12 protein-coding genes are annotated in these 11,980 nt (G+C 75.2%); 7 read left to right on the top strand and 5 right to left on the bottom strand.

The window, feature by feature from the left end:
• Genes BUS84_RS28970 through BUS84_RS28955 form a run of 4 tightly spaced genes read left to right on the top strand, consistent with a single transcriptional unit; the run spans window position 1 to window position 3,040 of the window.
• A complete protein-coding gene (locus BUS84_RS28970; RefSeq protein ID WP_074317307.1) occupies window positions 1–897 on the top strand; it encodes an ABC transporter ATP-binding protein in 897 nt (298 codons plus the stop codon).
• Window positions 894–1,691 (top strand): ABC transporter permease, encoded by a 798-nt coding sequence (locus BUS84_RS28965; protein ID WP_074317306.1) that lies wholly within the window; start codon window positions 894–896, stop codon window positions 1,689–1,691. The genes BUS84_RS28970 and BUS84_RS28965 overlap by 4 nt, the downstream gene beginning before the upstream one ends.
• 2 nt (window positions 1,692–1,693) lie before the next feature.
• A complete protein-coding gene (locus BUS84_RS28960; RefSeq protein ID WP_074317305.1) occupies window positions 1,694–2,443 on the top strand; it encodes a YqeB family protein in 750 nt (249 codons plus the stop codon).
• A 33-nt stretch (window positions 2,444–2,476) separates the two neighbouring features.
• Window positions 2,477–3,040, top strand: coding sequence for an SOUL family heme-binding protein (locus BUS84_RS28955; RefSeq protein WP_074317304.1), 564 nt, complete (start codon window positions 2,477–2,479; stop codon window positions 3,038–3,040).
• Window position 3,041: 1 nt separating this feature from the next.
• On the opposite strand, the gene BUS84_RS28950 is transcribed toward BUS84_RS28955, so the two are convergent.
• The 3 genes from BUS84_RS28950 to BUS84_RS28940 are packed head-to-tail and all read right to left on the bottom strand — an operon-like array spanning window position 3,042 to window position 7,298.
• A complete protein-coding gene (locus BUS84_RS28950; RefSeq protein ID WP_074317303.1) occupies window positions 3,042–4,025 on the bottom strand; it encodes a hypothetical protein in 984 nt (327 codons plus the stop codon).
• Window positions 4,026–4,080: 55 nt separating this feature from the next.
• Entirely contained in the window at window positions 4,081–6,519 is a 2,439-nt protein-coding gene (locus BUS84_RS28945; protein ID WP_074317302.1) for an ABC transporter permease, read from the bottom strand.
• Window positions 6,513–7,298, bottom strand: a complete 786-nt coding sequence (locus BUS84_RS28940; RefSeq protein ID WP_074319192.1) for an ABC transporter ATP-binding protein — start codon at window positions 7,296–7,298, stop codon at window positions 6,513–6,515. Before BUS84_RS28940 ends, BUS84_RS28945 begins: the two co-directional genes overlap by 7 nt.
• 169 nt (window positions 7,299–7,467) lie before the next feature.
• Here BUS84_RS28940 and BUS84_RS28935 point away from each other — a divergent pair, with 169 nt between their 5' ends.
• From BUS84_RS28935 to BUS84_RS28925, 3 genes are read left to right on the top strand one after another with little or no spacing between them, the layout of a single operon-like run.
• Window positions 7,468–8,625 carry a sensor histidine kinase gene (locus tag BUS84_RS28935; protein WP_244298761.1) on the top strand — a complete coding sequence of 386 codons (1,158 nt, stop codon included), beginning with the start codon at window positions 7,468–7,470 and terminating at the stop codon, window positions 8,623–8,625.
• Window positions 8,622–9,305: a response regulator gene (locus tag BUS84_RS28930; RefSeq protein ID WP_074317300.1), complete on the top strand. Its 684-nt coding sequence runs from the start codon at window positions 8,622–8,624 to the stop codon at window positions 9,303–9,305. Before BUS84_RS28935 ends, BUS84_RS28930 begins: the two co-directional genes overlap by 4 nt.
• A 30-nt stretch (window positions 9,306–9,335) precedes the next feature.
• Window positions 9,336–9,875, top strand: coding sequence for a DUF1697 domain-containing protein (locus tag BUS84_RS28925; RefSeq protein ID WP_074317298.1), 540 nt, complete (start codon window positions 9,336–9,338; stop codon window positions 9,873–9,875).
• A 47-nt stretch (window positions 9,876–9,922) separates the two neighbouring features.
• Here BUS84_RS28925 and BUS84_RS28920 read toward each other — a convergent pair whose 3' ends face one another.
• Both BUS84_RS28920 and BUS84_RS28915 read right to left on the bottom strand, forming a co-directional pair.
• The gene (locus BUS84_RS28920; protein ID WP_074317297.1) at window positions 9,923–10,900 is read right to left on the bottom strand and encodes an MBL fold metallo-hydrolase; all 978 of its coding nucleotides are present in this window, start codon (window positions 10,898–10,900) and stop codon (window positions 9,923–9,925) included.
• 154 nt (window positions 10,901–11,054) lie between these two features.
• Window positions 11,055–11,978 carry a serine hydrolase gene (locus BUS84_RS28915; protein WP_074317295.1) on the bottom strand — a complete coding sequence of 308 codons (924 nt, stop codon included), beginning with the start codon at window positions 11,976–11,978 and terminating at the stop codon, window positions 11,055–11,057.
• Window positions 11,979–11,980 lie beyond the last annotated feature (2 nt).

Below are 11,980 nucleotides of genomic sequence, written 5' to 3'. Positions count from 1 at the left end.
ATGATCACCGTGGAGAACCTCACCAAGCGATACGGGCCCCACCCGGCGGTGGACGACGTGTCGTTCCAGTGCGAGCCGGGCACGGTCACCGGCTTCCTCGGCCCGAACGGCGCCGGCAAGTCCACCACCATGCGGATGATCTGCGGGCTCACCGCACCAACCGCCGGCCGCGCCACCGTCTCCGGGCGCCCCTACCGGGAGCTGCCCAACCCGGGGCGGGAGGTCGGGGTGCTGCTGGACGCCTCCGCCCAGCACGCCGGGCGGACCGGCCGCGAGGCGCTGACGCTGTCCGCGTACACCATGGGGTTGGACCGGCGGGAGGTCGCCGCGAAGCTCGACCTGGTCGGGCTGAACGCGGTGGCCGCCAAGCGGCGGGTACGGGCGTACTCGTTGGGCATGCGCCAGCGGCTCGGCCTGGCACACGCGCTGCTCGGCGACCCGCGGGTGCTGATCCTCGACGAACCGGCGAACGGCCTGGACCCGGAGGGGATCTTCTGGATGCGCGGCCTGCTGCGCGACTTCGCCGACCGGGGCGGCACCGTGCTGCTCTCCTCCCACCTGCTGAGCGAGGTGGAGGCGGTCGCGGACCAGCTGGTGGTGATCGGGGGCGGCCGGATCGTGGCCCAGGGCACCAAGGACGACCTGCTCGCCGGCGGCGGCACGCTGGTCCGGGCCCGCGACGGCGCGGCGCTGCGCCGGGCGCTGGACGCGGCCGGCCTGACCGCCGCCGACGGCGCCGACGGGCTGCTGGTGCAGGCCGACGCCGAGGTGGTCGGCCAGGCCGCCGCGGACGCCGGCGTCGCGTTGGCCGAGCTGCGCCCCGCCGGCGGCGGTGGCCTGGAACAGCTCTTCCTCACCCTGACCGCCGGCGAATCCACCAAGGAGGCCGTCCGATGACCACCACCACCGCTCCCGCCGCTGGCGCCGTCACGCCCCGGCAGCACGCTCCGGTCAGCCGCCCGTCGCTGCTCCGGCTCACCGCCGTGGAGCTGCGCAAGCTCGTCGACACCCGGGCCGGCCGCTGGCTGCTGATCACCATCGGCCTGATCACCGCCGTGATCGTCACGCTCCAGTTGATCTACGCCAAGGACGCCGAACAGACCTTCGTCAACTTCTTCACGCCCTCGCTGCTGCCGATCGGGGTGCTTCTGCCGGTGCTCGGCATCCTGTCGATCACCAGCGAATGGTCGCAGCGCACGGCCCTCACCACGTACGCCCTGGTGCCCCGTCGGGAGCGGGTGGTGGCCGCGAAGCTGATCGCGGTGGCGCTGGCCGCGCTCGCCTCGGTGCTGGCCAGCCTGGCCGTCGCCGCCACCGGAACGCTGGTGGCGTCCGCCACCGGCGGCGCGGGCACCTGGCAGACCGACGCGTCGCTGATCCTGAACGCGGTGATCTTCCAGGTCACCGGCGTGCTGATGGGTGCCGCCTTCGGTCTGCTGCTGCTCAACCCGCCGCTGGCCATCGTCGGCTACCTGCTGCTGCCCACCCTCTGGGGTGTGCTCGGCGAGCTGGTCCGGCCCCTGCGCGGTCCAGCCAGCTGGCTGGACACCAGCCGGACCATGGAACCGTTGTTCAGCAGCGACGCGATCACCGGCGAGCAGTGGGGCCGGATAGCGGTGTCCCTGCTGGTCTGGATGGTCCTCCCGCTGGCCGCCGGCCTGGTCCGGACGCTGCGCCGCGAGGTGTCCTGAGCATGGCCGGCGACGGCTACGGCCCGCGCACCGCCGTCACCGGCGGGCCGGTCGAGCTGGTCGTGCTCTGGGCCGGCTTCCCGCTGCTCGGCGCCGGTGCCGGCGGCCTGCTCGCACTGGTGGCGGGCTGGGTCGCCGGGCTGCCCTGGGCGCCCGTGCAGTGGCTGTTCAACCTGCTGGACCGGCTGCCCGAGCAGCAGGCGATCGCCGGCACGGCAGCGGTGGGCGCGCTGGCCGGTCTGGTCCTCGCCGGGGTGGGCACCGCCGAACGGCTGGCGGTCACCGTCGACGCGGCGCAGGTCCGACTGCGCCGCGCCGGCGAGAACCGGCACGTCGCGCGGGCCGAGACCCGGGTGGTCTTCGTCGACAGCGGAGAGCTGGTGCTGCTCGACGCCGACGGCGCGGAGCTGGTCCGGGAGTCGACGGACCTGCCGGTCACCCGGCTGGCGGCGGCGTTCCGCACGCACGGCTGGGGGTGGGCGGACGGCGATCCGCACCGGGCGGCGTACCGACTCTGGGTGCCCGACCTGCCCGGACTGCCCGCCGGGGCGGACGCCCTGCTGCGGGCCCGGGATCGGGCGATCCAGCGGGGTCGACGCGACGACGCCCGGGAGCTGCGCCGGGAGCTGGGCCGGATCGGGGTGGTGCTGCGCGACGAGGGCAAGCGGCAGTACTCGCGGCTGACCGGGCGGGCGGTCACCCCCGGGGCGCAGGAGCCGACTTCGGCCGAGCGGGGACCGGACGGGCGGTAGCGTCTGTCCCAGAAGATCTCCTGGGAGCACGCGATGACCGAGCAGCAGCCGTACCGGGTGGTGTCCCGACACCCCGGCTTCGAGCTGCGCCGGTACCCGGCCCACCTGGTGGCCGAGATGCAGATCCAGGCGTCGTTCACCCGGGCCCCGATGGAGGCGTTCCGGCCGCTGGCCGCCTACATCGGGGGCGCCAACCGGGCCCGGCACCCGATCGGGATGACCGCGCCGGTGATGCAGGAGGCCACCGGCACGGAGAAGATCGCGATGACCGCGCCGGTGGTCCAGGAGGAGGGCGAGCGGCCGGACGCGTACCTGGTCCAGTTCGTCATGCCGGCCAGCTTCACCGCCGCCACCCTGCCCGAGCCGGTGGACCCCCGGGTGCGGATCCGGGAGGTCCCGGCGCAGCTCGCGGCGGCCGTGCGCTTCTCCGGGCGGTGGACGGAGAAGGCGTTCGGCCAGCGGGCCACCATGCTCGGCCGCTCGGTCACCGCAGCCGGGCTGCAACCGACCGGCGCCATCCGGTACGCCCGGTTCGACCCGCCGTGGAAGCCGTGGTTCCTGCGCCGCAACGAGGTCGTGCTGCCGGTGGTGGAGTGAGTCAGCGGCGGTAGCCGAGGGCGGGCGGCCAGGCCAGCAGCAGCCCCATCCCGAGTCCGGCGAGCAACCCGACCAGTGAGAGCAGCACGTCGGAGTCGGCCGCGTTGATCGGGCTGTTGCCGGCCAGCGCCGTGAATATCGCGCCGACCGGCAGCAGCACGATCATGGTGATGCCCACGAGCACCAGCATCGTCACCGGACCCACCAGCGCGGCGACGGCGGCCACCGCGTGGCGCCGCCAGACCGGCCGGCCGCCCGGCCAGTCCCACGCCAGCAGGGTGACCCCGGTGAGCAGCACCGCCCCGAGGGCCAGCTGCGGCAGAGCCCGTGGGCCGGGTGTGATCGTCCGGATCAGTCCGACGCCGAACACGGCCGCCACGACGAGCCCGGCCGCCAGCACGCAACGGGCCCGGGTCCGGGCCGGGGCCGCGGCCAGGGCGGCGCCGATGGTCAGGGCGACCAGCAGCACGCCGGTGGCAAAGGCCGACGGGTTCAGCTCCGGCTCCCGGTCGGTCGGTGACTCGATGCCGGCGGCCACCAGTGTCAGCACCCCCGCCACGCAGGCCGCGCCGGTCAGCGCCCACCGGTCCGCACCGGCTCGGGGTGCGCCGCGCTCCCGCCACCACAGGACCGCCTCCAGCAGGCCGAGCACCGCCCACCCGCCGGCGGTGAGCAGCACGGTCCATCCGGTACCGCTCGGGTCGGCCCGGTCGATCGCCACGTCGGCGGCGGTCCAGAGACCGCCGAGCAGCACCGCCGGCCCGGTCCACCGCAAGCGCCCGTGGCCGGCCAGCACCAGCCCGAGGACGACCGCGACGATCGCCACGAACCGCAGGTCCCGCGCCCAGTAGGCGTTGTTGCCCGGCAGCCGCTCGGACCAGGGGCCGATCGGCTCGGTGAGCGGTTGCAGCACCGTCATGCCGATCGCCCAGAGCAGCACGGCGGCGGCGGAGAGGAGCAGCCCGACCGGGCGCGCGGATCGCATCCGTGGACCGTAGCGGCCTGGCGCCCACCTCGACGCCCCCTCGGGCCGGGACGGGTCACCCGGCGACGGCGTCGACCGGCGATCGGCCGGGACGGTGGCGCAGCAACCGCCACGTCGGCACCACGCTCGCCACCACCGCGAGCAGCAGGCACAGGCCCACGACGCCGCCGACCACCGACCACGGCACGACGAGGTCCACCGGCGCGCCGACCTGCTCGGCGAGGCCGGCGCGGATGCTCAGCAGACCGGCGAACGCCACGCTCGCGCCGAGCGCCGCGCCGATCAGCACCACCAGGGCGGACTCGGCCGTGACCAGCCAGAGGACCTGCCGCCGGGTCGCGCCGGCCAGCCGGATCAGCCGCAGGTCGGCGGCCCGGCCGGCGGCGGCCAGCAGCAGCGTGTTGACCACCGCGATGGCCCCATAGCCGGCCGACACCCCGATCAGCAGCAGCGTGAACAGCCAGACCAGGCGGTCCTCGGCGCGGTCCGCCTCCGCCGCCCAGGCGGTGACGTCGACGACCCGCGCCCCGACCGGCGGATCGATCCGGTCCCGGACGTACACCTCGGAGGTCAGCGCCGACGGATCGTGTGCCCGGACGGCGGCGCGGGGCAGGAGCAGGTCACCGGGGAGCGAGTCGTCGGTGACCACGGCGACGACGCGCAACGACACCCGCTCCCCGTCGGCGAAGACCACCGGGTACGGCTGCGACGGCAGTCCGGCCGTTGGCGCTGCCGAGGCGGTGAGCACCACCGTGTCGTCGCCGCGCAGGTCGTGCAGCGAGCCGGCGACGACGGTGAGCACCCGGTTCGCCGCGGCGAAGGCCACCGGGTCGACGCCGAGCGCGGTCAGTGGCCGGATCGCCGCCGGGTCGGAGCCGGGAACGAACACCGTGGTCGGCAGGAGTGCCGTGCCGGGTGTCGCCGCGACGGCCCGGTCCGACAGGCCGGGCGCCCCGTCGGGTGCGACGACCCATCCGGCGTTCACCCGGTCCGCCCGTCCCACCGCGTACGCCGCGGTGGAGGTCCGCACCATCCCGGCCACCAGCACCGCGAAGGCGACCGTGAGCAGCACCGGCGCGGCGATCGACGCGGTCCGTCGGGTCGCGGTCAGGGCCCCGGACCGCACCAGCAGCCCGACCGCTCCGCCGCGCCGACGCACCGGGGAACGCAGCAGCCGCACCAGCGGCCCGACGACCGCCGGGGCCAGCACGGTGGCACCGGAGACCAGGGCCATCACCGCGTAGAGGGCGAACGTCGCGCCGTCCTGGGCGTCGTCGGAGGTCGCGGTGGCGAGGCCGAGGGCGGCCCCGGCCGCCACGAGGAGCGCCCCGGTGACGGCGCGCAGCCGCCCGATCGGTCGCTGCTGCACCGCCGCCTCCCGCAACGCCTCCAGCGGCCGGACCCGTGCCGCCCGCCGCGACGCCGACCAGACGGCCAGCAGGGCGATCACCGGCCCGGCGGCGAGCGCGACGACGAGCGGCCAGAGGGCGTACCGGACCCGGAAGGTCGCCGGCTCGAAGCCGACATCGACCAGGAGCCGGCCCAACGCCGGGGCGAGCGCCGCGCCGACCAGCAGGCCGACGCACCCGGCGGCGGCGCCGACGGCGAGCGCCTCGGCGTACACCATGCGGCGCACCTGGCCAGGGGTGGCGCCCACGGCGCGCAGCAGACCCAGCTCGCGACGACGCTGCGCGACGGTGAACGCGAACGTGGAGGCGACCACGAAGACCGTGACGAACCCGGCGAGGGCGGCCGTGGCGGTCAGCACCTGCATGCCGATCCAGCGCGTGCGGGCATCGCCCAGGGGCTCCAACGCTCCCCGTCCGTCGCCGGTGTGCACCTCTGCGTCGCCGCCGACCACGCCGCGCGCCGCCACGGCCACCCGCTCCGGATCGGTGCCCGGGTCGAGCACCAGACCGATGGCCCGGACACCGGGCGCGAGCGCGGCGGCGACCTCGTCCGCGACGTGGACGCCCGGCGCGTCGACCAGACCGGTGACCGTGTACGGCTCCGGGCCTGCCGCCGTCAGCAGGGTGACCGGCGCACCGGGACGCAGCCCGAGCGCGCGGTCGACGACCGCCTCGCCCGCACGACGTGGTGCCTCGCCCGCCGTCAGGCGCAGTCCACCCAGCCGGGCGCTGACCCACCCGTGCCCCTGGTGGGCGTCCTCCCGCTGGCCGTCGGCGGCCCGTGGCCGGCCGTCGACGAGCGGCTGGGCGTAGAAGGTGCGGTCCGGCACCGCCGCGGCGACGCCGGGCACACCGGCCAGCCGTCCGGTGAGCTCGGTCGCCACGCTCGCCGACCAGGGCCGGGTGGGCGGGAACGGATCGGCTGGCGTGTCCGCCTCGGGGCTCTGCACGATGACCGCCGCGTGCGCCAGGCGGTCCGGCACCTGCGGACGCCCGGAGGCCAGGAGCAGCGTGCTCGCCGCGACCAGCGCGACCCCCACGGCGACGGCCGCGAACGCGCCGGCGGATCGCCGGACGCTCAGCACGACGGCTCCCCCGCCACGTGCGCCGGCGGGCGGGAGCCGCCCGGCGGATCCGTGGCCTGTTCGGCGATCCGCGCGGCGATGGCCGCGGGGGTGATCCCGTCGGTGAACTCGTCCGCCAGGCGGCCGTCGGCGAGCAGGAGGACCCGGTCGGCGTACGCGGCGGCGGTGGGGTCGTGGGTCACCATCACGACCGTCTGGCCGTGGTCGTCGACGAGTGCCCGCAGCAGCCGCAGCACCTGCCGGGACGCGGCGCTGTCCAGCGCGCCGGTCGGCTCGTCGGCGAAGACCACCGCCGGCCGGGTGATCAACGCCCGGGCCAGGGCGACCCGCTGCTGCTCGCCGCCGGAGAGTTCGCTCGGCCGGTGCCGGGCCCGGTCGGCCAGCCCGACGGCGGCCAGCGCGGCGGCGACGTCGGAGGCCGGCGGGCGGCGCCCGGCGAGGCGCAGCGGCAGCTCGACGTTCTGCGCCGCGGTCAGCGTGGACACCAGGTTGAACGCCTGGAAGACGAAACCGATCCGGTCGCGCCGCAGGCGGGTCAACTCGTCCTCGCCCAGGTCCTCCAGGCGGTTGCCGTCGATCGTGACGGTCCCTGCGGCCGGGCGGTCCAGCCCCGCCGCGCAGTGCAGCAGCGTCGACTTCCCGGAGCCCGAGGGGCCCATCACGGCCGTGAACGTGCCGCTCGCGAAGCTGGTCGTCACACCGTCGAGGGCCGTCACCCGGCGGGTTCCGGTGCCGTACACCGCGCGCAGCCCTGTCAGGGTCACCGTGTCTGTGGTCATGACCGCCACGGTGCCGGTCGCGGGGCCTGCCGCGCGTCGTGCCGTGGCGGGCACTTTCCGGCCCTGCTACGGGCGGAGCCGTGGCTCGAAAGGGGACCGGGCGTCGTTCCCGAGGATGACGGCCCACGGGTGGACGCGCCGACCTCGGCCGGCCGATACCGTCTGCCCGGTGACCGCTCTCCTGCTGACCCGGCGGCTGCGGCCGGTGGACCTGTACATCGTGGACGCCGTGCTGGCCGTGGTGGTCGGCGGGATGCTCTGCGCGTACGCGGCGCTGGAGTCGCCGTTGCACGGGGATGTACGCGAACCGGCCTGGGTGTCCGTGCTGGTCGGGCTGGCCATCGGGCTGCCGTTGGCCGCTCGCCGGCGGTGGCCGGTCGCGGTGGCCATCGTGATCAGTTGCGTCACCACTGCCGCGCTGGTCACCGGGGTGATTCCCAACTTCGCCGCCGCCGCGCCCGCGGTCGCCATCGGGCTGTCCTTCTACACGGTCGCCGTGTCGATTCCCGCACGGCGGTCGGTGCTCATTGCCGGCGGTTGTCTCGCCGTGGTCAGCGTCGGGCTGGTGACGACCGCCGGTGACCTCTGGTCCCGGACCGGCGCGGTCGGCTACGCCACCGTCATGATCGCGCCGGCGTGGGTGCTCGGCTGGTCCATCCGGGAGCGACGCGCTCTCGCCGCCCGGCAGGGCGAGCACCTGATCCGCCAGGCCGCCACCGAGGAGCGGCTGCGGGTGGCGCGGGAGCTGCACGACGTGGTGGCGCACACGTTGAGTCTGATCGTGGTGAAGGCGGCCGTCGCCAACCACGTCGCCGAGGCGGACCCACGCGAGGCCGGGGCCGCGCTGCGGGTGATCGAGGAGACCGGCCGGAACGCGCTCACCGACATCCGCCGGGTGCTCGGCGTGCTGCGCGAGGAAGCCCCGTACGCGCCGGCACCCGGGTTGGACGAGCTGCGCGGCCTCGCCGAGCGGGCGACCATCGGCGGCGTCGACGTCCGGCTCGACATCCGGCGGGAGGAACCGGACGGTACGGTGCCGGAGTCGGTGGGCCTCGCCGTGTACCGGATCGTGCAGGAGGCGGTGACGAACGTGGTGAAGCACGCGGCGCCCGCCGCCTGCCGGGCGACGGTGACCGTCACGCCCGGTGAGGTACGGGTCGAGGTGATCGACGACGGCCGGCGTCCGGTCGAGGTGATCGGGGAGGGTCACGGGCTCGTCGGCATGCGCGAGCGGGTGGCGGTGCACGGTGGGGACTTCCGGGCCGGGCCACGCGCCGGCGGGGGTTTCGCGGTGACGGCGCGCCTGCCGTACCGGGTCGCCACGTGATCCGGGTACTGATCGCCGACGACCAGGCGCTGCTGCGCGGCAGCTTCCGGCTGCTGGTCGATTTGGCCCCCGACTGCACCACGGTCGGTGAGGCGGGCACCGGCGTGGAGGCGGTCGCGCTGACCGCCGAGCATCGGCCTGACGTGGTGCTGATGGACGTACGCATGCCGCAGATGGACGGCATCGAGGCGACCCGGCGGATCTGCGCCGACCCGGCGACCGCGGCCACCCGGGTGCTCATCCTGACCACCTTCGACCTCGACGAGTACGTCTACGGCGCGATCCGGGCCGGGGCCAGCGGCTTCCTGCTCAAGGACACCCCACCGGCGGAGCTGCTGACCGGCATCCAGGTGGTGGCCGCCGGTGAGGGGCTGCTCGCGCCGACGGTGACCCGCCGGCTGATCGACGAGTTCGCCCGGCGCCCGGAGCCGGCCCGGCCGCTGCCGCGCCGGCTGGACGGGGTGACCGAACGGGAACGGGAGGTGCTCGCGCTGATCGCCCGGGGCCTGTCCAACGCCGAGCTGGCCGCGCACCTCAACCTCAGCCTGGCCACTGTGAAGACGCACGTCGGGCGGCTGCTGACCAAGCTGGCGGTGCGCGACCGCGCGCAACTCGTCATCGTCGCCTACGAGACTGGCCTGGTGGGTCCCGGCGGGTTGGGGCCGGTCGGCCTACGCTGAGCAGGTCGCCCGGCAATCGAGGAGGACCGCATGACCCGGTACGTCGCCCTGCTGCGCGGGGTCAACGTCGGCTCCACCCGGCTCGCGATGGCCGACCTGCGCCGGCTCGTCACCGATCTCGGGCACGAGGACGTCAAGACGTACCTGCAGAGCGGCAACGTGGTGTTCGGCAGCACCGTGCGCGACGCCGAGCGGCTGGCCGCCGGGATCGAGCGGGCGCTCGCCGACGAGCTGGGGCTGAGCGTGCCGGTGCTGGTGCGCAGCGCCCGGGAGCTGGCGGCGGTGGCCGGCGGCAACCCGTACGCCGAGCGGGAGGACGACGCGACGAGGCTGCTGGTGGCCTTCCTCGCCACCGCACCGAAGCGGTCCACGGTGGACGCGCTGACTGTGCCCGGCGGCGAAAACGTGGCGTTCACGGTGACCGGCCGGGAGGTCTACCTGCACTACGCCGACGGTGGCTACGGGCGGTCGAAGTTCACCAACGCGTACCTGGAGAAGAAGCTGGCCGTGGTGGCCACCACCCGGAACTGGAAGTCGGTGCGCGCCCTCGCCGAGCTGGCCGCCGGCTGACCCGGCGGGGGTCGCGCCGGTCAGGCCGCGACCCCCACCCGGGCCGGTCAGAAGTGGTACGCCGTCTCGTACTCGGGCACCAGCACCCGGCTGCGCGGCGAGATTCGGCGCACCGCGGCGATCATGTCGTCCAGCCGGGGGCGGTCGGCCGGGGCGACGACCGGCGGGTTCTGCAACCGGGTCTCGAAGTTGTCCCAGTGCACCGGCACCACGACCTTCGGGTAGTCCAGGCCGGCCAGCAGCCGGGGCAGGTAGTCGCCGGTGGTGGTGGCGCTCTGCATGGCGACCATGGCCACGTCCGGCGCCAGGCCGGTGAGGTTCCGCTCGGCGACGTCGCTGGCGCCGGTGAAGTAGACCGACGGGCCGGCGTCGACCCGCAGCAGGTAGCTCAGCGTGTCCCCCTCCGGCAGGTCGCCGATGGTCGCCGGCCGCGCCGGCTGGGTGACCCGCACCCCCGGGAACGCCACCGAGTACGCGGCGTTGCGGCTGTGCAGCGAGCTGACCACCTCGACGGTGTGGTCGCCGAAGTCCAGCACCTCGCCGCCCCTGACCGCGCTGAGCTGCGTCGACGGCACCCCGTAGGCCAGTCCCAGGTGGTACGCGGTCAGCGTGCCGAACACCCGCGCGCCGGTGCGCCCGGCGATGTGCGGCACATCCATGAAGTGGTCCCAGTGGGTGTGCGTGACCAGCACCGTGGCGGCCCGCTCGACACGCGCGTCGATCACGTCGGTGCGCACGGTCAACGCTGTGGCCGGGTTGAACGGCCCGGTGAACAGCCCGGTGTCGATCCGGCTGAGGTACGGGTCGACCAGCACGGTCCGGTCGGCGATGTCGATGCGCCAGCCGGCCGTACCCCACCAGCGGAAGCTGACCGCGCCGCGGCGGCGGGTGGTCGGCGCGGGGGCGGCGGCCGGCGGCGCGGCCTGGGCCGGGGCGGAGGAGGTGGCGGCGAGGCCGCCGGCGGAGACCAGGGCGGTGGTGGCGGCGGCGTCGCGCAGGAAGCGGCGGCGGTCGAGACTGGGCATGACGATCTACTCCCCGTGGTCGGGTGATTGGTCGATCCGAGCCAACCAGCGCCACCTCGCCCAGGTCCAAGATCCAACACCGCCCGCTCCGATACCGACCCGCATATCGGGCCGGCTCAGCGACGGTGTGCCAAGGCTCGGACGGGCGAAAAATTCAGTCGCCGCGCAGCGCCTCGACGGCCGTTCGGGCGGCGTGCCCCATCGCCACGTCCACGTCGATCCGGCGCGGGGCCAGCCGGTCGGCGCGGGCGAAGACGGCGATGGCGTACCGGCCACCGTCGGGGTACTCGGCGACGCCGGCCTCCAGGTGCAGGCCGGGCAGGGTGCCGGTCTTGCCGGACACCCGCACGCCGGGCGGGAACCCGGCGGCCAGCCGGGTCCAGAAGATCTGCCGGGCCATCCAGGTGCGGACCATCGCGCAGGCCTCCGCCGGCCCGGCCTCGTCCCGCCAGATCAGCGTGAGCAGCCGGGTGATCTCCCGGGCCGTGCTGGACGTGGTGCGCGACGGGTCGAAGACCCGCATCGCCCAGACCCGGTCGTCCGGCAGGGTGGGGAAGATCCGGGCGAACTCCGCCTCGGTCCGCGCGCCCACGTCGGCGAGCATCGCCTCGACCAGGTCCCGGGGGCCGCCCAGGACGCGGGTGCGGGTCAGCCCCAGCTCGGCGGCGAGCATCGGCAGCAGGTCCGGGCCGACCCGGCGCAGCAGCAGGTCGGCGGCGGTGTTGTCGCTGACCGACATGGCGAAGTACGCGAGGTCGCGCAGCGACACCTCGGCGTCGTCGGTGCAGCCGGCCAGCCCCCACCCGCCGAGCCGGTCGGCGGCGGTGACCAGGATCCGCTCGGTCGGGTCCAGCTGACCGGCGACGACCTGCCGGGCGAACTCCAGCACCAGCAGGATCTTGAAGATCGAGGCGATCACCACCTGCTCGTCGGCCCGCACCCCGACCTCCCGGCCGCCGCCCGCCGGGTCGCCGGCGGCCCCGACGGTCAGGTGCCCGGCGTCCAGGTCGACGACGTGCAGGCTGCCGGTCACCCCGGCGCCGGCGAAGATGGCCTCGATGCGCTCCCCCACGTCCACCC

The sequence above is a fragment of the Micromonospora cremea genome (assembly GCF_900143515.1).
Lineage (GTDB): Bacteria > Actinomycetota > Actinomycetes > Mycobacteriales > Micromonosporaceae > Micromonospora > Micromonospora cremea.
This window is presented reverse-complemented; position numbering and strand designations above follow the sequence as displayed.

Excerpts from the sequence above, each read along its gene's own strand:
- BUS84_RS28950 (WP_074317303.1), bottom strand. The coding sequence starts at position 4,025 with ATGCGATCCGCGCGCCCGGTCGGGCTGCTCCTCTCCGCCGCCGCCGTG.
- BUS84_RS28965 (WP_074317306.1), top strand. The coding sequence starts at position 894 with ATGACCACCACCACCGCTCCCGCCGCTGGCGCCGTCACGCCCCGGCAG.
- BUS84_RS28970 (WP_074317307.1), top strand. The coding sequence starts at position 1 with ATGATCACCGTGGAGAACCTCACCAAGCGATACGGGCCCCACCCGGCG.
- BUS84_RS28940 (WP_074319192.1), bottom strand. The coding sequence starts at position 7,298 with ATGACCACAGACACGGTGACCCTGACAGGGCTGCGCGCGGTGTACGGC.
- BUS84_RS28960 (WP_074317305.1), top strand. The coding sequence starts at position 1,694 with ATGGCCGGCGACGGCTACGGCCCGCGCACCGCCGTCACCGGCGGGCCG.
- BUS84_RS28920 (WP_074317297.1), bottom strand. The coding sequence starts at position 10,900 with ATGCCCAGTCTCGACCGCCGCCGCTTCCTGCGCGACGCCGCCGCCACC.
- BUS84_RS28955 (WP_074317304.1), top strand. The coding sequence starts at position 2,477 with ATGACCGAGCAGCAGCCGTACCGGGTGGTGTCCCGACACCCCGGCTTC.
- BUS84_RS28925 (WP_074317298.1), top strand. The coding sequence starts at position 9,336 with ATGACCCGGTACGTCGCCCTGCTGCGCGGGGTCAACGTCGGCTCCACC.